The sequence below is a fragment of the Selenomonas sp. GACV-9 genome (genome assembly GCA_900116485.1).
GTDB lineage: Bacteria > Bacillota > Negativicutes > Selenomonadales > Selenomonadaceae > Selenomonas_A > Selenomonas_A ruminantium_G.
The window spans coordinates 1-23,891 of sequence record FPAX01000027.1; the positions used below are offsets into that span (position 1 = coordinate 1).

Consider the following 23,891-nt stretch of genomic DNA (forward strand, 5'->3'; position numbering starts at 1 on the left):
GAACAGGCTTGTACCCACATATCAGAGGGCGAGGGTGGGTACACTTTCTTCGCAGACGGAGCGATTGCCCGAACGCAGTGAGGGATGGCACGCGGTAGGTACCAGCTAGAATGTCAAGATGTATTGGCGCGCCGCTGGCCTGCCCGGCGCATGTAACTAAATACGTACTTAAACACCAGCGCGGGTCATTTAGCGGAGCGGAGAAAAAGTGCACCCACCCTCACCCAAGCTGAGGTGTATCACGCTTATTGTAATCTCGAACTAACAGACAAACTGCAATTTATTTATTTTTTTCGTCAAGCGCCTTCGCCACGGCCACCATCTTAGCCGTTTCCTCCGGCGTCGTATCCCCCGTCACATTGACATTGCGCGTGACTTTCGCATCGTATGACTCGCTGCGCATAATGTCGGCGAGATCTACCCCCGTGCTTTCCTTAACCGACTGGAACGTCTTGGCCAATACCAGCGGTACATTGCCCGCGATAGGTCCGACGGATGCGCCGTCTTCACCGCCGCCGATGATCGAGATCTTGTCGATAGCCGTGAGGGGCTTAGCAATCTCGGCAGCTACCTGCGGCAGGATTTCGATGGCCATCTGGGCCATGGCGGCCTTGCCGTATTTCTTCATAGCCTCAGCCTTCTTGTCCATCGCTGCAGCCTCTGCCTCACCTTTGGCCCGGATGGCCGCAGCTTCTGCTTCACCTTTGGCCTTGATACCAGCTGCCTCCTGCTCCATCGCATATTTCTTGGCCTCAGCCTGTGCTTTCTGTGCCTCAGCCTCTTTCTGCTGGATGTAGAGCCGTGCCTCTGCATCGCGCTGCTGCTTTGCAAGTTCTGCCTGCGCCTGTACCTCGATGGCATATTTATCGGCATCGGCCTTTTTCTGGATTTCTGCCGCCAGTTCCTGCTCACGGACAGCAACCTGTTTCTGTTTGAGTTCCTGCTCGCGCTCAGTCCTAGCGATTTCGGCATTGACCGTAGCCGTCTGAATCGATTTCTGCTGCTCCTGATTCTGGATCTCATAAGCAGCATCAGCCTCAGCACGCTTGATATCCGACTGTTTCTGCAGCTCAGCTTTGCGGATGGCAAGGTCAGTCTGGCGCTGAGCAATCTCGAGCTCGGCTTTGACCTTGGCGTCATTGGATTCCTTCGACGCTGCCGCCTGGGCAATCGCCACATCGCGCTCAGCCTGGGCGCGGGAAATTGCCGCATCCTTCTTGATCTTGGCCGTATTGTCAGCACCAAGGTCAACGATCAAGCCGTTATCATCGGTGACATTCTGGATATTGCACGAGATGATGTCGATACCGAGGTTACGCATATCCTTCGAAGCCTTGCTGACCACCTGATCCGAGAAAGAATCCCTGTCGGTGTTGATGTCCTTGAGATCCAGCGTGCCAATGATTTCACGCATGTTACCTTCAAGGGAATCCTGCAGACTCACAGCGATTTCCTCAGGGTTCATGTTGAGGAAGTTCAGCGCCGCAATCTTGCGCCCCTCGATATCTTTGGCCACGGCCACCTTGGCCACGGCATCGACACGCACGTTGATGAAATCATTCGTCGGCACTGACTGCCCCGTCTTGATATCGACGGAAATCTGCCCCAAATACAGATAGTCAGCACGCTCCAAAGCCGGGATCTTGATACCGCCCTGTCCGATGAGGAAGCGCGGCTCCCTGCGCAGGCCCGACAAGATGATGGCCCGATTCGGCGACGCCTTCACATACATCATCGTAATCGCTGCAAAGATAATGACGAATAGAATAATTACTGGTATTGCCAGCACAATCATGGAAAACATAAATACCCTCCCAATAAAAGAACAACCATGACATACGCATAAATACAGGTATTATTTTGTGCCTTTATTCTTTAAATTCATTTAAAGGAGCCTTGGAAGTTCTTTAATATCGGTAAAATGAGCAAAAAAATAGACCTCCTCAGCTGAGAGGAAGCCTATCTATCCGTAGATTTCAGCAGGCAGCAGTTTCGTCCACTGCATCAGCCTCACGCATGCGGCCGACAAAGCAGTCGGTCAGGCGAATCTCGAAATTCACTTTGGTATGAGACAGTACGCGGTAATCAGCAGCCGTGAGCTCTTCACGTACACCGTCTCTGTTAAAGGCCGTGAACGAAGGAATCTCCTGGGTTCCCGTGAATACGAGCACGCGGTCAGCTCCCACGCCCTGGCGGCTGGTGAGCAGGCGGATTGCCGCTTCGCCCGGCATGTAGCCTGCCGTTCCATCAAGTACCATGATTTCTTTATCCTCCACCAGATAGCTGCGAACCAACATCATCTCTGTCACCGGCCTTTCTAACGTCATGCTCTTATGAGCGTTTTCTCAAATTCTATGGTTTTATTATAGCAAGGTTTGATTTGCAATAAAATCACAAATTATGCTTTATATATTGCAAAAACTGTACTATACTAGCAATATATCCATTTGCAGATGAAAGGAGCCTGTGCTGTGAGTGATTATGAGAAAAAAGGCTATCTTGCCAGCGACTTTCGGGTCTTTCGCCTGAAAGACCCAACGCTGAAGCCAATCCCCTTCCACTATCATGATTTCCATAAAGTCATCCTGTTCCTGGGGGGCAATGTCGATTACGTCATCGAAGGCAAGACCTATCACCTGACGGCCCGCGACATCGTCTTCGTCTCGGCTGGTGAAATCCATCGGCCTGTCTTCCTGCCAGGCTCGGCCGACTACGAGCGCATCGTCATCTATGTATCGCCGAGCTTCCTCGAACGCTGGCAGGCCCAAGATCCTGAGCACACGGATCTTGCCCACTGTTTTGTCCAGGCCCGGGAAACCGCCAGCGTCATGCATCAGGCACCAGGCACGAGCCATGACCTGCTGTTCCATATGGACAAGCTCGCCAAGACAGCTCATGGCGAAGGCTTCGCCAATGGACTCTACACGGAAATCCTGTTCATCGAATTCATGATCCTCATCAACCGCCTGCTTGAAGGGCATGAACTCGCTGGTCTCGAAAACGCCACCTACGATCCCAAGATCCAAGAAGTCCTCGCCTATGTCAATCAGCATCTGGCCGAGGAACTCAGCATCGACGCGCTCGCGGCCCATACCTATACGAGCAAGTTCTATCTGATGCGCAAGTTCAAGGCCGATACCGGCTATGCGCTCCATCAGTACATCCGCAGCAAACGCCTGCTGCTGGCCCGTGATATGCTGCGCAGCGACCTGCCGATTGCCCAGATAGCCAGCGAAGTCGGCTTTGCCGATTACTCAACCTTTTCCCGCGCCTTCAAGGAAATGTTCAAATGCTCCCCCCGCGAATACCGCAACACGCACTAAAAAAGAGGAAATCACCCATCACGGATGATTTCCTCTTTTCTATTTGAAAGCTTATGCTTCAGCCTCAGCACTTTCCTCAGCCGGTTCCTCCGGAGCCGGTTTCGGATCGTTATCGACAATCTTGAGGTTGCGATAACGGCTCATGCCCGTACCAGCCGGGATGAGTTTACCGATGATGACGTTCTCCTTCAGACCAATCAGCGGATCGACCTTGCCCTTGATGGCAGCATCCGTCAGGACACGCGTCGTCTCCTGGAACGATGCAGCGGACATGAAGGAATCCGTAGCCAGCGATGCCTTCGTGATACCGAGCAGGATCGGCTTAGCCACAGCCGGCTCGCCGCCTTCCTCGATAGCCTTCGTATTGGCACTCTCGAAGGAATTGATATCGATGTACTCGCCCGGCAGGAAATCCGTGCTGCCGGATTCCTCGATCTTCACTTTGTGAAGCATCTGGCGGACCATGACCTCGATGTGCTTATCGTTGATTTCAACACCCTGGGATTTGTATACTTTCTGTACTTCGTATACGAGGTAACGCTGCGTAGCCTGCAGGCCGCAAACGCGCAGGATGTCGTGCGGGTTGATGGAACCTTCCGTGAGCTTGTCACCCGGTTTCAGATGCATACCCTGCTTGGCTGCCATGCGGGCACCATACGGGATAGCATATTCACGAGCCTCGCCCTCGTCCGGAACAATCGTTACCTTGCGCATGCCCTTACCGGAATCCTCGACCTCAGCACGGCCTTCAATCTCGGCGATGATGGCATGATGTTTCGGCTTACGAGCCTCGAAGAGCTCCTCGACACGCGGAAGACCCTGGGTAATATCGTCACCTGCGACACCACCGGAGTGGAACGTACGCATGGTGAGCTGCGTGCCCGGCTCACCGATGGACTGAGCAGCGATGATACCGACTGCCTCGCCAATCTCGACCTCAGCCTGGTTGGCAAGGTCACGACCGTAGCACTTGATGCAGACGCCGAACTGCGACTTACAGGTCAGGACGCTGCGGATCGATACGCGGTCACGTACCTTCTCGATGCGTTTTGCCAGGTCTTCGTTGACCGTGTCGTTGATGGACGCAATGCGCTCACCCGTCTGCGGGTCATCGATGTTCTCAGCGAGAACACGACCGACAATGCGCTCAGCCAGCGACTCGATGATGCCGTCGCCTTCTTTGATGGCCTCGACTTCGATACCACGGACGTTGTTGTTGCGTACACGGAGTTCCTTGGCATCGCTATCGAGTACAGCCTGGATCTTGGCTTCATCCAGATGATCGCCAGCAGCGAGGATGACATTGCCCTCGGAGTCAACCACATCGCGGGTGACTTCTTTGCTGTTCATCTCATGGATCATCGAATCCTTGATCTTCTTGCGGGCAGCCTCATCCGGCTCACCCAGCGAGATAGCCTCGGTAATCATCGCATTGCTGATAGCAGCCTCGGAGGCCAGCGACGAACCACGGACCATGATTTCTGGTACACTCTTCTCGCCGATGATCTGGAGTTCTTCCTCGCCGAGGATCGTATCCTTCGTGAAGAGGACTTCCTTGGTCTCCGGGTCGATGACATCGGCACCGAGCAGACGGCCCATAAGGCTGTCGTTGAGAATCTCGAGAGCGTCGAGCGTGGACTCAGCCAGACGAGCGCGAGCCTGAACCATGTTGAGGGTCGAGATATCGCAGTCTTCCTCACGGACAATGACATCCTGTGCGACGTCGACGAGACGACGGGTAAGGTAACCCGAGTCAGCCGTACGCAGTGCCGTATCAGCAAGACCTTTACGAGCACCATGAGACGAGATGAAGTAATCGGATACCGACAGACCTTCACGGAAGTTTGCCGTGATCGGCAGGTCGATGATCTTACCAGACGGGTCAGCCATAAGACCGCGCATACCAGCCAGCTGACGCATCTGCTGTTTGTTACCACGGGCACCGGAGTCAGCCATCATGAAGATCGGGTTGAAGGTGTCCATGTTGTCCATCATCGCATCAGCGACATCATCGGTAGCAACCGACCAAAGGTCGACGACCTTATGATAACGCTCTTCTTCCGTGATAAGACCACGGTCGAACTGACGCTCAACCTTGTTGACGATTTTCTGCGTGTCAGCAATGATGGTCTTCTTCTTCGGCGGTACGATAACGTCGGAGATAGCAACCGTCATGCCAGCGATGCAGGCATAGTGGTAACCGAGGTTCTTGACGTTATCGATGACCTCAGCGGTCTTCGTAGCGCCGAAGTGATTATAGCAGTTCGCAACCAGTTTTCCGAGTTCCTTCTTATTCATGAGGATACCCAGGCATTCCTGATCGGAATCTTTTTCTTTGTAGTAGTAGCGCAGCTCCGGCGGCAGGATCTCGCTGAAGATCATGCGGCCCAGCGACGTCTTGACGAGACCATGTCCCTCAATGCGGCAGGTAATCTGTGCCTGCAGGTCAAGGTCATGCTGCTGGTAAGCCAGAAGTGCCTCGGCAATGCCTGTAACAGCCATGCCCTCGCCCTTTGCACCTGGGCGGACAATGGTCAGATAGTAAGCACCGAGAACCATGTCCTGGGTCGGAACGATGATTGGTTTACCATCTTTCGGTGCCAGGATGTGGTTGGCAGCCAGCATCAGGATGCGGGCCTCCGTCTGAGCCTCAGCAGACAGCGGCAGATGGATAGCCATCTGGTCACCATCGAAGTCAGCGTTGTATGCCGTACAAGCCAGCGGATGGAGCTTCAGGGCGCGGCCCTCGGTGAGGACCGGCTCGAAAGCCTGGATACCGAGACGATGCAACGTCGGGGCACGGTTCAAGAGAACCGGATGCTCCTTGATGACATCCTCCAGCACATCCCAAACCTCCGGACGAGCGCGCTCAACCATGCGCTTAGCCGATTTGATGTTATGAGCAGCCCCAGAAGCAACAAGCTTTTTCATGACGAAAGGCTTGAAGAGCTCCAGAGCCATTTCCTTCGGCAGGCCGCACTGATGGAGCTTGAGCTCCGGGCCTACGACGATAACGGAACGGCCCGAGTAGTCAACGCGCTTACCGAGCAAGTTCTGACGGAAACGGCCCTGCTTACCCTTGAGCATATCGGAAAGGGATTTGAGCGGGCGGTTGCCCGGACCCGTAACCGGACGGCCGCGACGGCCGTTATCGATCAGGGCATCAACAGCCTCCTGCAGCATGCGTTTCTCGTTGCGGACAATGATGTCCGGAGCACCGAGATCCAGCAGGCGTTTGAGGCGGTTGTTACGGTTGATGACACGGCGATACAGGTCATTGAGGTCGGACGTTGCGAAACGGCCACCATCGAGCTGTACCATTGGGCGCAGTTCCGGCGGAATGACCGGAACAACGTCGAGGATCATCCAGGACGGCTTGTTGCCAGACTTGCGGAAAGCCTCGACAACTTCCAGACGGCGGATGGCGCGAATCTTCTTCTGGCCAGACGTCGTGCGGACATCTTTACGCAGCGATTCGCTCATGGTCTCGAGGTCGAGCTCGTCGAGGAGCTCTTTGATGGCCTCGGCGCCCATGCCGACGCGGAACGTGTTGCCATACTTCTCGAGAGCATCGTGATACTCTTTCTCGGAGAGCAGGCTCTTCTTGGCCAGGTCCGTGTTCTCACCCGGATCCAGCACGATATAGTAAGCGAAGTACAGGACTTTCTCGAGTGCTCGCGGCGAGATGTCGAGAATCAGGCCCATACGGCTCGGGATACCTTTGAAGTACCAGATATGGGATACCGGAGCCGCGAGCTCGATATGGCCCATGCGCTCACGGCGTACCTTGGCACGCGTAACTTCAACGCCGCAGCGATCGCAGACAATGCCCTTATAGCGGATACGCTTGTACTTACCGCAATGGCATTCCCAGTCACGGGTCGGTCCAAAGATACGCTCGCAGAACAGGCCATCGCGCTCTGGTTTGAGCGTACGATAGTTGATGGTCTCCGGTTTCTTGACCTCACCGTATGACCACTCACGGATCTTATCCGGAGAAGCCAGACCGATGCGCATCGAATCAAAATTATTTACATCCAGCAAAGAGATGACACTCCCTTCTTATTCCTCATCGTTACCTTCATCAGCATTGTCTACGGCCGGGCCTTCAATGGAGCCCATGCTGCCGATGTCGGCAATGATGTCGTCCGGCTTTTCATCATCAGACGGAGCACCTTCATCGTAGGAATCAGCACCAGTCGTCTGCGAGGCAGCTGCGCCTTCTTTATTCGGATCAACGCCGGCGACGTCAAGATCAAGATCCTTGGCCGTCTTGTTGATATCTTCATCATCATCCTCGTCCAAAAGCGAGATTTCCTTAGCATCCTCATTGAGAACTTTGATATCGAGCCCGATAGACTGAAGCTCTTTGATGAGAACCTTGAAGGATTCCGGTACACCCGGTTCCGGAATGTTTTCGCCCTTGACGATAGCTTCATAAGCTTTGACACGTCCGACAACATCATCGGATTTAACCGTCAGGATTTCCTGCAGCGTGTAAGCGGCACCGTATGCCTCGAGGGCCCAAACCTCCATCTCACCGAAACGCTGACCACCGAACTGAGCTTTACCACCCAGCGGCTGCTGCGTAACGAGGGAGTACGGACCAGTCGAACGCGCATGAATCTTATCGGCAACGAGATGATGCAGTTTGAGGAAGTAGGTGCAGCCAACCGTTACGCGGTTCTCGAAGGGTTCACCGGTACGGCCATCATAGAGGACCGTCTTGCCATCAGCCGGCAAGCCAGCAGCTTTAACCGTGCCCCAGACATCATCATCTTTCGCACCATCGAAGACCGGCGTTGCGATATGGATACCAGCCACATCCGGTTTCGGCATGCCGTACTTATCGAAGTCATAGCCAGCATCGCGCAGACGCTGCTCAACCGTCGGGTCGCCGTCCTTGATCTGCTGACCGAGGACTTTGACAGCCATACCGAGATGAACCTCCAGCACCTGACCGATGTTCATTCGGGACGGAACGCCCAACGGGTTCAGCACGAGGTCAACCGGCGTGCCATCCGGCAGGAACGGCATGTCTTCCTGACGCATGATGCGGGAAACGACACCCTTGTTACCGTGACGACCTGCCATCTTATCGCCGATAGAAATCTTGCGTTTCTGAGCGATGTAGACGCGGACAAGGCGATTGACGCCTGGCGGCAGTTCATCGTTGTTCTCGCGGCTGAAGATCTTGACATCGACAATCTTACCCTGCTCACCATGCGGTACACGCAGGGACGTGTCGCGGACTTCACGAGCCTTCTCACCGAAGATAGCGCGCAACAGGCGCTCCTCAGCTGTAAGCTCCGTCTCACCTTTCGGCGTGACCTTACCGACGAGGATATCGCCAGGACGTACGTCAGCACCGATGGAAATGATACCCTCTTCGTCGAGGTCCTTGAGAGCTTCCTCGGCAACGTTCGGGATATCACGGGTGATTTCCTCCGGTCCGAGCTTCGTATCCCGGGCATCGCACTCGTACTCTTCGATGTGAATCGAAGTGTAGAGATCACGTTTTACGAGGTTCTCCGACAGGAGGACAGCATCCTCGTAGTTGTAGCCTTCCCAAGGCATGTAGGCAACGATGATGTTGTAGCCAAGAGCCAGCTCGCCGTGGTCCGTAGCCGGGCCGTCTGCGATTGGCTGCTTCTCGACAACCTTGTCGCCTTTGTATACGATAGGAACCTGATTGATGCAAGTCCCCTGGTTGGAACGCAGGAATTTCTGCAGTTTGTAGTGGTCGAGCTGGCCATCTTCACGACGGACATCGATGAAATCAGCCGTTACACGCTCAACCGTACCAGCATGCTTCGCGAGGATCATGACGCCAGAGTCGCAGGCAGCCTTGTACTCCATACCAGTACCGACCAGCGGTGCCTGGGTACGGAGAAGAGGAACAGCCTGACGCTGCATGTTCGCACCCATCAGGGCACGGTTCGCATCGTCGTTCTCGAGGAACGGAATCATAGCCGTTGCAATCGAGAAGACCTGACGCGGGCTGACGTCCATGTAATCAACAGTATCGCGGTTGTGCAGACCCGTTTCCTCATTGTAGCGGGCCGTTACACGCTCATTGACAAACCACTCGTTCTCGTCAAGCGGCTCATTGGCCTGAGCGATTACGAGCTCATCCTCTTCATCAGCCGTCAGATAGCGGACTTCATCCGTTACCTGATGCGTCTCTTTATCCACACGGCGGTACGGCGTCTCCATGAAGCCGAACTGGTTGACACGGGCATAGGTAGCCAGCGAACCGATAAGACCGATATTCGGGCCCTCAGGGGACTCTACCGGACACATACGGCCATAATGGGAGTTATGTACGTCGCGGACCTCGAAACCTGCGCGCTCACGAGACAAACCACCCGGTCCCAGTGCGGACAGACGGCGCTTATGCGTAAGCTCGGACAGCGGGTTGTGCTGGTCCATGAACTGCGACAGCTGCGAAGAACCAAAGAACTCTTTGATTGCAGCCACAACCGGGCGGATATTGATAAGTGCCTGCGGCGTGATGACATCCACATCCTGGATCGTCATGCGCTCGCGAACCACACGCTCCATACGGGAAAGACCGATACGGAACTGGTTCTGCAGCAGCTCACCAACCGCACGGACACGGCGGTTTCCCAGATGGTCGATATCATCCGTATTGCCGAAACCATCCATGAGGTTCAGCAGGTAGTTGATCGATGCAATAATATCGTTTTTCGTGATCGTACGCTCATGAATATCAAGCGTCGGGCTGCAAAGCATCTTCACCTTGCTGCCGTCCTTCTGCAGGGCGTACAGCGTAATGAGGCCACCCTCACCAAAGATCTGCTTCTCGCGCTCAACATCAACAGCATCGATCATGTCTTCCGTGACGACAACGCCCTGCGGAATGACAATCTCGCCCGTCTCCGTATCGACAATCGGCTCAGCAAGGACCTTGCCAAGGATACGGCGTTTCCAGCCCAGTTTCTTCGTGAGCTTATAGCGGCCAACCGTAGCCAGATCATAACGCTTCGGATCGAAGAACAGCGAATTCAGAAGCTGCGTAGCGTTATCCTCGTTGGCCGGTTCACCCGGACGCAGACGTTTATAGATTTCGATGACAGCCTTGCCCTGGGACTTGACTTCCTCACCATCGCGCTCAAGCGTATTCATGATACGCGGGTCTTCGCCGAAGAGCTCGATGATCTCTTCATCGGTAGCAAAGCCAAGGGCACGGATGAAATAAGTGACCGGCATCTTACGCGTGCGGTCGATACGAACAGAAACGACATCGTTCGCATCGGTCTCGAGCTCAATCCAGGCACCACGGTTCGGAATGACCGTTGCATTATAAAGATGCTTACCAGTCGGATCGATCTCCTCACCGTAATATGCACCCGGCGAACGAACCAGCTGGCTGACGATGACACGCTCAGCACCGTTGATGATGAACGTACCCGTATCCGTCATGAGTGGGAAATCGCCCATGAAGACTTCCTGCTCCTTGATCTCACCCGTCTCACGGTTGATGAGACGGACGTTTACACGGATAGGAGCCGCATAGGTTACATCGCGCTCTTTGCACTCGTCAAGGCCGTATTTCGGCTCGCCAAGCGAAAAACTCTCAAAGGACAGCACGAGATTCTCGGAGAAGTCCTTGATCGGCGAAATGTCGTTGAAAATTTCCTGCAAACCCTCATCGAGGAACCACTTGTAGCTGTTCCGCTGGATATCCAGCAGATGCGGCATTTCCATGACTTCCTTGATTCTGGCATAGCTATACCTGGTTCTCTTGCCCACCGGCACAGGATTAAATAACAAATCCTTCACCCCTTAGCCTGATTAATACTAGAATGATCTTTGAAATGTAGGGATCAGACCACACAAACAAGAGCGGAATACAGGAACAAGAAAAAAAACAAGGTATGAGATCATTTTACACCTTGCTTCCAGTTCCTTTCCGCTTGCGCATAGTTATCCCTATTCATTTTCCTGTAGTTCCTTAGTTTAGCACCCTTTTCATATTCTGTCAAGCGTCCGGCCTTGGCAATTTTAAAATTATACAAAACAAAAAGGACCATCCCAAATGGAATGGTCCTTGAAAAGTCAAAGACTGAAATTACTTCAGCTCAACCGTAGCGCCAGCCTCTTCGAGGGCAGCCTTGAGGGACTCAGCCTCAGCCTTAGCAACGTTCTCTTTAACGTTAGCCGGAGCGCCATCAACGAGAGCCTTAGCCTCTTTCAGGCCGAGACCCGTAGCTTCACGGACAGCTTTGATAACGTTGATCTTCTTGTCGCCAGCGGAAGCGAGAACAACCGTGAACTCGTCTTTCTCTTCAGCAGCACCAGCAGCAGCGCCACCAGCAGCAGCAACTGCAACCGGAGCAGCAGCGCTAACGCCGAATTTCTCTTCCATAGCTTTTACGAGCTCAGACAGCTCGAGGACAGTCATGTTCTCAATGGCTTCCATGATTTCTTCTTTAGTCATTTGAATATACCTCCAAAAATCTTTCTTTTATTTCTTGATTAATTATATAAGAGGGAAACGCGATTATGCGGATTCCTTCTGAGCGCGAACAGCGTCAAGCACATAAACAGCATTGCGGATAACACCCTGCAGCACGTTGACCGTGTTGGAAATCGGGGCGTTCATGCTGCCCAGCATCTTGGCGATGAGTTCCTCGCGGGACGGCAGCGAAGCCAGAGCTTTGACCTCTTTGGCGTCGATGACTTTGCCCTCGACCGTACCAACTTTGATCGTCAGGACTTCGTTCTCGTCCAGTTTGTTCTTCTTGATGAAGCCGCAGATGACTTTTGCCGGAGCAATAGCATCCTCCGTGGAGAATGCGAAAGCCGTCGTGCCCTCGAGATGCTCATCAAAACCCTCGATACCAGCTTCTTTAGCAGCCAGACGGAGCATCGTGTTCTTGACAACATGATACGTTACGCCAGCAGCGCGGAGCTCGCGGCGGAGTTCCGTGTCCTGAGCAACCGTCAGACCTTTGTAGCTCGTCAGAACTACACCTTTAGCATTCGTCAGCTGATCTTTGAGCTCAGCGACGATAGCCTGTTTTTTCGTTAAGTTTGCCACTTTAATTTCACCTCCTGTCCACTTTGGATTTTAAAGCCTGTAAAAAAACCTCCGGCTGCGTACGCCGGAGGTTGAATATTCAAATTCAGTGAGCTCCGGCCTCGGCAGGCGACGAATCGTCGTTAGATGATAGAATCAAACCTGCTGTCTACAGCCATCGTTATACAGTTGTGGAGACCGGAGCCTCGTTGAACCTAATCAGACTGGATCAGCCAATCTGGACCGGGATGCCAGGGCCCATCGTTGCGCTGACCGTAATGGAGCGCATGTACTGGCCTTTAGCAGCAGCCGGTTTTACACGGTTCAGTGTATCAATCAGGGCCTGGAAGTTCTGCTGAAGCTTCTCAGCGTCGAAGGATGCCTTACCGATCGGGCAATGTACATTACCAGCTTTGTCGGTACGGTACTCGACTTTACCTGCTTTAATCTCGGAAATAGCCTTCGTGAGATCCATCGTAACCGTGCCCAGTTTCGGGTTCGGCATGAGGCCGCGAGGACCAAGGACCTTACCAAGACGACCGACAGTGCCCATCATGTCCGGAGTAGCGACAGCGACATCGAAGTCGAGCCAGCCGCCCTGGATCTTCTGGACGATTTCATCGGAACCAACGAAGTCAGCACCTGCTGCTTCTGCTTCCTTGACTTTCTCGCCTTTTGCGAAGACGAGTACGCGCTTGGATTTACCCGTGCCATGCGGCAGGACCATAGCGCCGCGGACCTGCTGATCAGCATATTTCGGATCAACGCCGAGACGTACGTGGAGCTCGATGGTTTCATCGAACTTAGCCGTAGCCGTCTTCTTGACGAGATCCATAGCCTCAGCAGCCGTGTAGACCTTGCCAGCCTCTACGAGCTTGCAAGCGTCCTGATATTTCTTACCAGCTTTAGCCATTGTAAGTAATCTCCTCTCGTGGTAATAACGGTAATTGCCTCCCACAGGATGAAATCATCGACAATCAGTCAACGATTTCGATACCCATGCTGCGTGCCGTACCCTCGATCATGCGGGTAGCAGCCTCGATGTCAGCAGCGTTGAGGTCAGCCATCTTGCTCTCAGCAATCTTCATTGCCTCTGCACGCGGCAGTTTAGCAACTTTGTTCTTGTTCGGCTCACCAGAAGCTTTGTCGATCTTAGCAGCCTTCTTCAGAAGGACAGCAGCCGGCGGAGTCTTGGTGATGAACGTGAAGGATCTATCCTCAAAAACCGTGATGACAACAGGGATGACAAGACCAGCCTGTGCCTTGGTTCTCTCGTTGAATTCCTTACAGAAGCCCATGATGTTGACACCAGCCTGACCAAGAGCCGGACCTACCGGAGGAGCCGGATTAGCTTTACCAGCAACAACCTGGAGCTTGACAATCTTAGAAACTTTCTTTGCCATTGTATTTACACCTCCCAAAAATGGATTTTAGTGGCTTCAATTAGAGCTTTTCGACCTGATCGAAGCCAAGGTCAATCGGGGTTTCCTCTACCAGAACCTTCAAGCGGCCTTTTTCCTGATCTATCTCAGTAACGGCGCCCGTATAGTTCTCGAAAACACCCGAGTTGATGCGAACCACATCCCCGACGGATACATCCAGCTCGGGTTTGAGCTCTTCCTCGCCCATGGATTTCAAGATACGTTTCGCTTCAGCATCAGTAAGCGGAATCGGGTGTTTCTCGGAACCGACAAACCCCGTTACACCGGTGGTGTTGCGCACAACGTACCAGGAATGCTCATCGACAATCATATCGACCAGCACATAGCCTGGGAAGACTTTTCTCGGAACGACTTTTTTCTTGCCGTCCTTGATTTCGACCTCATCCTCTACCGGAACGACGACATTGAAAATCATGTCGCTCATGTTGGCCGTGTGAATCAGGCGCTCGAGATTGGCTTTCACCTTGTTCTCGTAGCCTGAGTAGGTATGGATTACATACCATGCTCTGCCAGGATTATCCTGACGAAGATCCATCTCGTCCTTGTCTGCCATGCTTATCTCACCCTGCTTACCTTAAAATGATGTGGAACAATCTTGCAAAGATCGTATCGCAGAACCAAATCAGAGCGCAGACAATCGCGACAGCGATGCCGACAACTATCGTGTAGTTGAAAAGCTCCTTTTTCGTTGCCCAGGATACTTTTTTCATCTCGGCGATTACTTCGTCTATGAATTTCTTCACAGTTACTTCACATCTCCGTTCAACCCGCTAAAGCGATTATTTCGTCTCTTTGTGCAGCGTGTGCTTCTTGCAGAACTTGCAGTACTTATTGAACTCCAGACGATCCGGGTTGTTCTTCTTGTTCTTGTTGGTACGGTAGTTACGGCTATGGCACTCCGTGCACTCCAACGTGATATTGTTGCGCATCTCTTATTACACCCCTTACGCTCAGAAACTATGACTCTTTCACAATGTCACTAATACAATTTAGCACACTTGCCACAGCCTGTCAACAAGGAAACCTTGACAAGGTGAAATTTTATTTCGGGACACTATACATAAATAAAACCCCTGAATCAGGGGTTCATTGATAAAATTGGTGGCGGCGAAGAGATTTGAACTCCTGACACTGCGGGTATGAACCGCATGCTCTAGCCAACTGAGCTACGCCGCCAGAATATATGGAGCTGATAACCAGGATTGAACTGGTGACCTTATCCTTACCAAGGATACGCTCTACCGACTGAGCTATATCAGCAATTCCAGCATTTGGTTGCGGGGACAGGACTTGAACCTGTGACCTTCGGGTTATGAGCCCGACGAGCTACCGACTGCTCCACCCCGCGATGTTCTCGCTTGTGACGCTTGCGCATCACTGGCTGACAAGAAATTATTATAGAGCATTGTCATGCGTTCGTCAACCCCTATTTTCAAAAAAAAGTAAAAAAATTAGCAGGAGCGGAAAACTCCTGCTAAATCAGTTCTTTTCTATTTATAGTAGGACTTTATTTCTTTGGTTCCGGCTTGCTGGCCTCAGCCTCTTCCGGCGAATCAAAGAGATACATATAACGCTCCTTGAATTCCTTCGGCTCCATGCGGTAAGCATTGGCAAGTCCCGGATCGTTCAGGTCTTCTTTCTCGAGACGCATCATGAGTCCGCGGGCAATCTTGTACTGGATCGACTCGATGTTGACCTTGCGGACCATCGTCTTGCCAGTTGCTGGATCCTTGATATCCTCAAAGCGCATCGGCACAGCCTTGTTGTCCTGGATCGTGATCAAGGCACCGCTGTCGCCAGCCATGAGGAACTTGACTGCCGAGTAGCCAAGGGAGCGTGCATAATCGATATCGTAGGCGATTGGTGCCGTACAGCGGAGCTCATAGCCAATCTCCTTGTCGATGACGGAAATCTTGATGCCGAGCTTCTTGACTTCAGCGAGGACAGCCTGTTTGAGAATCTCACCAAAGTCGAGCTCGCTGTAGCGGATATGGCCATGCTCATCCGTCACCACCGTGCCGAGCTTCTTGAAGTCCTCCGGCGCAATCTTTTCGATGACGCCCTCAGCGATGACGGCAACACCGTAGTTCTTGCCTGTCAGATAGCGTTTGACAATCGAACCAGTGATGATATCTACCACCTGCTGCAGAGGGATTTTCTCTTCGGGGAACTCCTCCGGGATGACCGTAAGTGCTGCTCCGGCGCTGCGGCCCATGCCGAGAGCCAGGTGACCAGCCGTGCGGCCCATGGCAATCGTGAAATACCAGCGGTTATTCGTCGTGCGGGAATCTTCCATGAGGTTCTCGATTTCCGTCGTCGCAAAGGCCCGTGCCGTCTCAAAGCCAAATGTCGGAACGCCCTCCGGCAGCGGCAGATCGTTGTCGATGGTCTTCGGGACATGGACGACATTGATCGTGCGGCCCATCTTGCGTGCGTATTCGGATACTGCTGCCGAGCTGTAGGCCGTGTCATCGCCACCAATGGTCACGAGGTGCGTGACGCCGAGCTCTGTGAGTGTCTCGACAACCGTACGCAAATCGGACTCTTTCTTCGTCGGGTTGAAGCGCGACATCTTGAGGATGCAGCCGCCGGTCAGGTGAATGCGGCTGATGTTCTTCGGTTCCAGGCGAACGTAATTCTTTTCGCCACGGCCGATGCGGGAAAAGCCGTCATAGATACCGAGTACATCCCAGCCATGGCGGGTCGCCTCGTTGACTACACCTGAGATAACACTGTTGATGCCTGGCGCCGGTCCACCGCCGCAAACAATGGCAATAACATTTTTGATACCGATCATGGAAACTCCCCCTTTAATTTGGTTACAGGGATATAGTTCGGCTTTTTTTATCATATTCCTGCTTGTATTATTATTTTTTTGAAAAATTTTTGACAATTATCTCGCAAAAAAACTCCCAGGCTATGACTCGTCCTGGGAGTTTTCTATATTATATGATCAATGGCGGCCCATCTTGGCGCGATGACCAAGATTTGTCTTAGCCTTCGGCTTGGCGCGGCGGCTGCGATCATTGCGGCCCTTATGCCCATTGCCTTTGCGATTGGCGTATTTCGAAAGCGGCTTGCCCTTCTTTTTCTTCTCGTCGCGTTTCTCCCGGATCTCCTGCAGGATCTTAGCCTGCTTTTCCTGGTGGCGATGATGACGCTCCGAGTGTTCCTTGCGGATGCGGTTCTTGATCCCCGACTCGATGCGGCGCAACAGGTCATACTGTCGCGCATTCACAAACGTCACGGCCTTGCCCTGCTGACCCGCACGGCCCGTACGGCCAATGCGATGAATATAGCTTTCAGCATCATGCGGGATATCATAGTTGAAGACATGGGTCACACCCTCGATATCAAGGCCACGGGCTGCAATATCTGTCGCACAGAGGATCTGCAGCTCAGCCTTGCGGAAACGCTTGAGCACCAGCGCCCGCTGTACCTGCGACAAATCGCCATGCAGCTCATCGACAAGATAGCCGCGAGCTGCCAGAGCCATCGTGACCATATGCGCCCGCTGTTTCGTATGGCAGAACACCATTGCCAGATACGGATTGTCGCTGTTGATGCATTCGCAGAGGCGGTCGAGCTTCACCTCTTCAGTCGTGTTGATGATGACCTGCTCGATCGAGTCCAACGTGACATGCTCACTCTTGACCTTGATATTCTCCGGCGCGCGCATGTACTGATGGGCTAGTGCCTTGATGCGGTCCGGCATCGTCGCCGAGAACAGAGTCAGCTGGCGGTCGCTGGCGGCAGCCTTCAGCAGTACCTCTACATCCTCGATAAAGCCGAGACGCATCATCTCATCCGCCTCATCCAGCACGACTTTATTGACTTTTGACAAGTCAATGGTACCACGGCGCAAATGGTCGAGCAGGCGCCCCGGCGTGCCGATGATGAGCTGCGGATGACGGCGAAGCTTCTGCTTCTGCCGCTCGATATCCTGGCCACCATAGATGACCAACGAACTCACACCAGCAGCCTCGCCGACCAAGGACGCGACCTTGGCAATCTGGATGGCCAGTTCCCGCGTCGGCGTTACGACGAGTGCCTGGGCTACCTCAGCCTGGGGCTTGATCTTTTCGAGGATGGGCAACAGGAAGGCCAGCGTCTTGCCCGTACCAGTCTGTGCCTGCGCGATGACATCACGGCCAGCGCGCACGAGCGGGATTGCTGCCTCCTGAATGGGCGTTGCCTCTTTGATGCCCTTATAACGCAGCGTCTCGCAGACGCTGTCGCTGATTCCTAATTCCTTGAACGTAGTCATTACGACGACAATACCTCCGTCCCCGTCTCCGTGATCAGAATCGTCTTCTCCCACTGGGCTGACAGGCTCTTATCCTTTGTCCGCACGGTCCAGTTATCCTTGGAATCGACCGTGACATTCTTCTTGCCGATGTTGATCATCGGCTCTACCGTGAGCACCATGCCCGGCACCAGCAGCATACCCGTATTGGCCTCGCCCTCATGGGCAACAAACGGTTCCATATGGAAATCCTTGCCTACACCATGACCGCCGAGATCCGTAACCACCGTATAGCCATTGGCATGCGCATGATTGCCGCAGGCCGCGCTGATATCGCCGACGAAATGCCACGGTTTAGCCGCTGCGATGCCGAGCTCCATGCACTCCTTCGTCACGCGCACGAGTCTTTCAGCCTCAGGGCTGACCTCTCCCACCATGAACATGCGCGACGCATCAGCATAATAACCATCCAACGTCGTCGTGATGTCGATGTTCAGGATATCACCGTCCTTGAGGATGGTCTTCGGGGACGGGATGCCATGACAGACCACCTCATTGAGGGATATGCAGCAACTCTTCGGGAACCCCTCATAATTCAGGCAGGAAGGGTAGCCGCCGCGCTCCACGATGTAGTCATGTACAGCCTTGTCAATCGTTGCCGTATCCATGCCGGCTTTTATCATCGTTCCCGCCAGGTCAAGAGCACCATCGTTGATGACACCAGCCTTGCGGATGCACTCGATATCATGTGCATTGTTGATGATTTTCTTTGGCGGACGGCACTGTCCCAGGAATACATCGAACTTCATCTCGCTCAAGCGCTCGTCAAAGTCCTCATGACATTTCTTATACTTCTTGCCGCTGCCACACCAGCACAAATCATTTCTTTGCATAAATCGCAATATCTCCTTTATCTATTGAATTGCCTTCATTTCCTAATCAAATGCACCTATCTATTATAAAACGAAACCGCAGCGAATGAAAGCCCTTTTGTCCAGGAACGAATTTTCGAAATTATGACCTATTTGACCTGTCAGGTGCTAACATGATATAATTAGCGAGGTTTTACGAGTGTAACCGCTTATTTGTAGATTCGAATGCATTATAAGGAGGATTTCCCTTGCATAAGTTAGGTCGTCTTTTACTAGCTGCCACATTCTGCCTGTCCATCCCCGCAGCCTGTGATGCTGCTGCGTTCCGCCTCGGCGATACCGGGCAGGAGATCAGCGAGATCCAGCAGGCGCTTGCCAGCTCCGGTTACGATGTCAGCGTGGACGGTGACTTCGGACCGGCTACCCAGGAAGCTGTCATCCAGTTCCAGCGCGATCATCATCTGACAGCCGACGGACTTGTCGGCGACCAGTCCTATCAAGCACTGCTCCATCGCGCTATGCCGCAGGTCGTGACTCACAAGTCTTATCTGGCCGGCAACAGCGCCATCGTTGGTACGGCGCAGCAATTCCTGGGTGTTCCTTACGTATGGGGCGGATCCTCGCCCAATGGTTTTGACTGCTCCGGTTTCGTCCAGTATGTCTACGCACAGCATGGCATCAGCCTGCCGCGCACGGCTGACATCCAGCTCTCGGCTGGCCGCCCGGTCAGCAAAGACGAGCTGCAGCCTGGCGATCTCGTCTTCTTCGCTGGCGACTATGTAAACATCTCCCATGTCGGCATCTACGTCGGCAACGGCCAGATGATCCACGCCTCCAGTACCTACGGCATCGCCTACGACTCACTGTCCCGCGATTACCGCGTCGCCCACTATGCCGGCGCCTGCCGCGTCATCGGTTAAGCATTCCCAGCCGCTCCCATCAGGGGCGGCTTTATTATTTGACAGGACTGCCGCATTGGTATATATTAGACAAGATATTAAAATTACAAAAGGATGTGTCTTTCATGACAACATGGCTAAAACGGCTGGCTGCGTTCTTACTGGCCGTTCTGCTTGCAGGAATCGGCATCTGCCTTTATCTCATGCATAATGCGGCAAATTCCGTTCCCGTACTGAACTATCATCAGATCAATGACCGCGACGAAAACGCGTTGACCGTACACACCGACCAGTTCGAGGCACAGATGAAGTACCTGGCCGACAATGGTTACCATACGATTACGCCAAGCGAAATGATTGCTGCCTGGGACGAAGGCCAGCCACTGCCGGACAAACCAGTCATCATCACCTTCGATGATGGCTATGCCGACAATTACCGCAACGCCTTCCCTATCTTAGAGAAGTATAACCTGAGCGGCACGATTTTCCTGATTTCCGACTACGTCAGCACCTATCCGAACTATCTGACCTGGACGCAGGCTGCTGAGATGCAGGAAAGCGGACTCATCAACTTCGAAAGCCATACGCTCTCCCATGCGCAGCTCGACAGCACGAGCCCCGAAGAGACCTGGAATCAGATTGACGGGTCAAAAAAAGCGCTGGAATGGAAACTCGGCAAGACGATAAACTTCCTCGCCTATCCCTGCGGCTCCTACGATGAAGAACTGCAGCAGCTCGTAAAGAAAGCTGGCTACAAAGGCGCCTTTACCGTCAACTACGGACTCGCTAACCAAAGCGAGAACCGTTATATACTCGACCGCGTGCCCATCTTCGGCTGCACGAACCACACGCTGCTGCGCTTCAAGCTGCGCCTGCAGTATTCGCCAATCTTCGCCCCGCTGGCAAGATTGCACCGCGAGCTGGTGGATGGCAACCATACCTTCCTCGCCCGCTTCATACCGACCCCATAAAAAATGGTGGACAAGTGAGTAATCACTTGTCCACCATTTTTCATTATCAGGCTTTCGTGAAGGTAAATGCGCCATCGGCAAAGCCGATATTCACCGTATCGCCTTCCTGCACATCCCCGCGGATAATCGATTTGGAAAGTTCCGTCTCCACAGTATGCACCAGCAGGCGGCGCAGCGGCCGGGCGCCGAAGTTCGGATCAAAGCCCTGGTCTGCCAGCGCCGACAGCGCTGCCTCGTTCCAGCCAAGAGTTATCCGTACCTGTTTCTGCAGGCGTTCGCCGAGTTTCTGCAAGAGGATTGCGGCAATGTTCTTGACCTGCTCCTTCTGCAGTGCCTTGAACACGATGATATCATCCACACGGTTCAAGAACTCCGGCCGGAAGTATTCCTTGAGGATACCATCCACAGCCGCCTTGGCCTCCTCATAATCCTTGTTGAGAATCTCATGAGAGCCGAGATTGCTGGTCATGATGATGACCGTGTTCTTGAAATTGACCACACGGCCCTTGCCATCGGTCAGACGTCCATCGTCAAGGATCTGCAGCAACACATTGAACACATCGCGATGCGCCTTCTCAATCTCATCGAGCAGAATGACACTGTACGGACGGCGGCGCACAGCCTCCGTCAGCTGACCGCCCTCATCATAGCCCACATAGCCCGGAGGCGCACCAATCAGGCGGGCAATGCTGTGCTTTTCCATATACTCGCTCATGTCGATGCGGATCATGCTGCGCTCATCATCAAACAGCGACTCAGCCAGGGTCTTAGCCAGCTCCGTCTTGCCGACGCCCGTGGGCCCCAGGAAGATAAACGAGCCGATGGGACGGTTCGGGTCCTTGATACCTGCACGGGCTCTCAGGATGGCCTCACTGACTGCCTTTACAGCCTCATCCTGACCAACGACACGCGTATGCAGGCCTTCCTCCAGATGGATCAGTTTCTCACGCTCGCCTGTCATCATCTTGGCCACCGGAATGCCCGTCCAGCGGCTGACGACCTTGGCGATATCTTCCTCGCCGACTTCCTCCTTGAGCAACTGCTCATCCTTGGACTTGGCGGCGATGATGTTTTCCTCATCAATCAGCTTCTTCTGCAGCTCGGGCAACTTGCCATACTTGAGCTCGGACATGCGGTTGAGGTCATAGGCACGCTCTGCCGCCTCCATCTGGCTGTTGACTTCATCGATTTCCTTCTTGATGGCCCGGACGCGCAGGATAGCCTGTTTTTCGCTCTCCCATTTCGCCTTGAGCTCGCCTTCCTGCTGCTGAAGCGTTGCCTTTTCACTGGCAATCGCATCAAGTTTTGCCTTCGAGGCCTCATCATTTTCCTTCTTCAGTGCCTGCTCTTCAATCTCCAGCTGCATGATCTTGCGCCGGATCTCATCGAGCGGCCCCGGCATCGATTCAATCTCGGTGCGCAGCTTTGCAGCCGCCTCATCGACAAGGTCGATGGCCTTATCGGGCAGGAACCGGTCGGAAATATAGCGGTCCGAAAGCACGGCTGCCGATACCAGTGCCGCATCGCGGATGCGGACACCATGATGCACCTCATAGCGCTCTTTCAGCCCGCGCAGGATAGAGATTGTATCCTCCACTGACGGCTCGCCGACCATGACCGGCTGGAAACGGCGCTCCAGAGCCGTATCCTTTTCGATGTATTTGCGGTACTCGTTGAGCGTCGTCGCACCAATGCAGCGTAGCTCACCGCGGGCCATCATCGGTTTCAGGAGATTGCCAGCATCCATGGCCCCTTCTGCCGCGCCAGCACCAACTACCGTATGGACCTCATCGATGAACAGCAAGATCTGGCCATCGGATTTGACGATTTCATTGAGCACCGCCTTCAAACGTTCCTCGAACTCGCCGCGGAACTTCGCGCCAGCAATCAATGCGCCCATGTCCAGGGAGTACAATGTCTTGTTCTTCAGCGACTCTGGCACATCGCCAGCCACGATGCGGCGGGCCAGTCCCTCGACAATAGCCGTCTTGCCGACGCCCGGCTCACCGATCAGTACCGGATTGTTCTTCGTACGACGGGAAAGTATCTCAATCGTACGGCGAATCTCCTCATCACGGCCGATAACGGGATCGAGCTTGCCATGACGAGCCGCATCCGTGAGGTCGCGGCCGAACTTTTCCAGAGACTTATAACCTTCCTCGGGATTCTCGTTCGTGACATTCTGTTTGCGGTTCTTCTTGATGGAACTCTGGATGCTGCTCTTCGTGAGCTTGAACTCCCGACAGATAGACTGCACCTCATCGTTGCCATCAATGACAATGGCCAGCAGCAGATGCTCCGTTGACACATAGTCATCCTTCATGGACTTAGCCAATTCCTCAGCCCGGCCCAGGACACGCACCATATCCATGCCCATGCCGAGACGATCCGAGCCCTTGACGCTCGGGATCTTATTGAGTGTCTGCTCCAGTCTTGCCTTGAGCATCGGCATATCGGTCTGGCAATCTTCAAAGATCGTCGCCAGCAGCCCCTCAGGCTCCTTGGCCAATGCCAGCAATGCATGGGCCGACGTGATTTCCTGGTGATAGCGCATAGCTGCCAGTTGCTGCGCCGACTGCAAGGCCGCCATGGTCTTGGCTGTATATTTTTCCTGTCCCATAATCTATTTCCTCCGTAATCTCATGCAATCATTCGAACGGTTCCGTTTCTATTCTTATTATACCGCTTAAAGTCAAAAAGTCAAATACTTTTCTGACCTTTTGACTTTAGTATTACGCAAAATTGCAGTTTGTCTGTCAGTGCGTGCGGAACGGAATCCCGATAGTACGCAGCTCGGGGTTCACGGGGTAGTACTTTTTCTGTTTCCGCTGAATGGACCGTACAACCAGAACTACGGACTTAGTTACCTGCTCCCGTCACCAGGTCGCGACGTACATAGTTCTTTCTAGGTTATGCGCTTACGGCCCAGTCCTGCTGCGCAGGACAGTCGCTCCAGACAGAAAGAAGCACTACCCCGTTCGCCCCTTTGGTAACGGAAGTCTGAGATTGTACGAATCGTTTCTCCCGTAACAAGCACATCGATGTAATTCGTGACCTATCGCCGGAACAGAGCAGGATTATCCCAACATAAC

18 protein-coding genes, 3 tRNA genes and 1 other annotated feature are annotated in these 23,891 nt (G+C 53.5%); of the genes, 3 read left to right on the forward strand and 18 right to left on the reverse strand.

The window, feature by feature from the left end; genetic code table 11:
- Positions 1 to 280: 280 nt before the first annotated feature.
- Both BM322_RS12780 and BM322_RS12785 read right to left on the reverse strand, forming a co-directional pair.
- On the reverse strand, positions 281 to 1,804 hold the full coding sequence (locus tag BM322_RS12780) for a flotillin family protein (protein WP_075431090.1): 1,524 nt from the start codon (positions 1,802 to 1,804) through the stop codon (positions 281 to 283).
- A gap of 172 nt (positions 1,805 to 1,976) precedes the next feature.
- A complete protein-coding gene (locus BM322_RS12785; protein ID WP_318254627.1) occupies positions 1,977 to 2,327 on the reverse strand; it encodes a diaminopimelate epimerase in 351 nt (116 codons plus the stop codon).
- Positions 2,328 to 2,471: 144 nt separating this feature from the next.
- Here BM322_RS12785 and BM322_RS12790 point away from each other — a divergent pair, with 144 nt between their 5' ends.
- The gene (locus BM322_RS12790) at positions 2,472 to 3,323 is read left to right on the forward strand and encodes an AraC family transcriptional regulator (RefSeq protein ID WP_082334492.1); all 852 of its coding nucleotides are present in this window, start codon (positions 2,472 to 2,474) and stop codon (positions 3,321 to 3,323) included.
- Positions 3,324 to 3,374: 51 nt separating this feature from the next.
- On the opposite strand, the gene rpoC is transcribed toward BM322_RS12790, so the two are convergent.
- The 15 genes from rpoC to map all read right to left on the reverse strand — a co-directional run bounded on the left by rpoC (position 3,375) and on the right by map (position 18,950).
- The gene (gene rpoC / locus BM322_RS12795) at positions 3,375 to 7,367 is read right to left on the reverse strand and encodes a DNA-directed RNA polymerase subunit beta' (protein ID WP_075431094.1); all 3,993 of its coding nucleotides are present in this window, start codon (positions 7,365 to 7,367) and stop codon (positions 3,375 to 3,377) included.
- A gap of 18 nt (positions 7,368 to 7,385) precedes the next feature.
- On the reverse strand, positions 7,386 to 11,120 hold the full coding sequence (gene rpoB / locus BM322_RS12800; protein WP_075431096.1) for a DNA-directed RNA polymerase subunit beta: 3,735 nt from the start codon (positions 11,118 to 11,120) through the stop codon (positions 7,386 to 7,388).
- Between the two features lie 298 nt (positions 11,121 to 11,418).
- Entirely contained in the window at positions 11,419 to 11,787 is a 369-nt protein-coding gene (gene rplL / locus BM322_RS12805; protein ID WP_075431098.1) for a 50S ribosomal protein L7/L12, read from the reverse strand.
- A 63-nt stretch (positions 11,788 to 11,850) separates the two neighbouring features.
- Positions 11,851 to 12,390 (reverse strand): 50S ribosomal protein L10, encoded by a 540-nt coding sequence (rplJ, locus tag BM322_RS12810; protein WP_075431100.1) that lies wholly within the window; start codon positions 12,388 to 12,390, stop codon positions 11,851 to 11,853.
- Positions 12,391 to 12,423: 33 nt separating this feature from the next.
- Positions 12,424 to 12,562: a sequence feature (ribosomal protein L10 leader region), on the reverse strand.
- A gap of 36 nt (positions 12,563 to 12,598) precedes the next feature.
- Positions 12,599 to 13,282 carry a 50S ribosomal protein L1 gene (rplA, locus tag BM322_RS12815; protein ID WP_075431103.1) on the reverse strand — a complete coding sequence of 228 codons (684 nt, stop codon included), beginning with the start codon at positions 13,280 to 13,282 and terminating at the stop codon, positions 12,599 to 12,601.
- 64 nt (positions 13,283 to 13,346) lie between these two features.
- On the reverse strand, positions 13,347 to 13,772 hold the full coding sequence (rplK, locus tag BM322_RS12820; RefSeq protein ID WP_033170889.1) for a 50S ribosomal protein L11: 426 nt from the start codon (positions 13,770 to 13,772) through the stop codon (positions 13,347 to 13,349).
- Positions 13,773 to 13,812: 40 nt separating this feature from the next.
- Positions 13,813 to 14,364 carry a transcription termination/antitermination protein NusG gene (nusG, locus tag BM322_RS12825; protein WP_075431105.1) on the reverse strand — a complete coding sequence of 184 codons (552 nt, stop codon included), beginning with the start codon at positions 14,362 to 14,364 and terminating at the stop codon, positions 13,813 to 13,815.
- Positions 14,365 to 14,380: 16 nt separating this feature from the next.
- Complete coding sequence (gene secE, locus BM322_RS12830; RefSeq protein WP_075431107.1) at positions 14,381 to 14,554, reverse strand: preprotein translocase subunit SecE; 174 nt, start codon at positions 14,552 to 14,554, stop codon at positions 14,381 to 14,383.
- A 36-nt stretch (positions 14,555 to 14,590) separates the two neighbouring features.
- Positions 14,591 to 14,740, reverse strand: a complete 150-nt coding sequence (gene rpmG / locus BM322_RS12835; RefSeq protein ID WP_075431109.1) for a 50S ribosomal protein L33 — start codon at positions 14,738 to 14,740, stop codon at positions 14,591 to 14,593.
- Between the two features lie 170 nt (positions 14,741 to 14,910).
- A tRNA-Met gene (locus BM322_RS12840) sits at positions 14,911 to 14,987 on the reverse strand.
- 8 nt (positions 14,988 to 14,995) lie between these two features.
- Positions 14,996 to 15,071, reverse strand: a tRNA-Thr gene (locus BM322_RS12845).
- A 12-nt stretch (positions 15,072 to 15,083) separates the two neighbouring features.
- Positions 15,084 to 15,159: transfer RNA gene (locus BM322_RS12850), tRNA-Met, on the reverse strand.
- 159 nt (positions 15,160 to 15,318) lie between these two features.
- Positions 15,319 to 16,608 (reverse strand): diphosphate--fructose-6-phosphate 1-phosphotransferase, encoded by a 1,290-nt coding sequence (gene pfp, locus BM322_RS12855; protein ID WP_075431111.1) that lies wholly within the window; start codon positions 16,606 to 16,608, stop codon positions 15,319 to 15,321.
- Positions 16,609 to 16,764: 156 nt separating this feature from the next.
- Positions 16,765 to 18,078, reverse strand: a complete 1,314-nt coding sequence (locus BM322_RS12860) for a DEAD/DEAH box helicase (RefSeq protein ID WP_075431112.1) — start codon at positions 18,076 to 18,078, stop codon at positions 16,765 to 16,767.
- Positions 18,078 to 18,950 (reverse strand): type I methionyl aminopeptidase, encoded by an 873-nt coding sequence (gene map, locus BM322_RS12865; RefSeq protein WP_075431113.1) that lies wholly within the window; start codon positions 18,948 to 18,950, stop codon positions 18,078 to 18,080. The genes BM322_RS12860 and map overlap by 1 nt, the downstream gene beginning before the upstream one ends.
- Before the next feature lie 227 nt (positions 18,951 to 19,177).
- Here map and BM322_RS12870 point away from each other — a divergent pair, with 227 nt between their 5' ends.
- Positions 19,178 to 19,849 carry an NlpC/P60 family protein gene (locus BM322_RS12870; RefSeq protein ID WP_075431114.1) on the forward strand — a complete coding sequence of 224 codons (672 nt, stop codon included), beginning with the start codon at positions 19,178 to 19,180 and terminating at the stop codon, positions 19,847 to 19,849.
- Between the two features lie 104 nt (positions 19,850 to 19,953).
- Entirely contained in the window at positions 19,954 to 20,799 is an 846-nt protein-coding gene (locus tag BM322_RS12875; protein ID WP_075431115.1) for a polysaccharide deacetylase family protein, read from the forward strand.
- 46 nt (positions 20,800 to 20,845) lie between these two features.
- Here the strand turns inward: BM322_RS12875 and clpB are convergent, their stop codons facing one another.
- Positions 20,846 to 23,419: an ATP-dependent chaperone ClpB gene (clpB, locus tag BM322_RS12880; protein ID WP_075431116.1), complete on the reverse strand. Its 2,574-nt coding sequence runs from the start codon at positions 23,417 to 23,419 to the stop codon at positions 20,846 to 20,848.
- Positions 23,420 to 23,891: the final 472 nt, after the last annotated feature.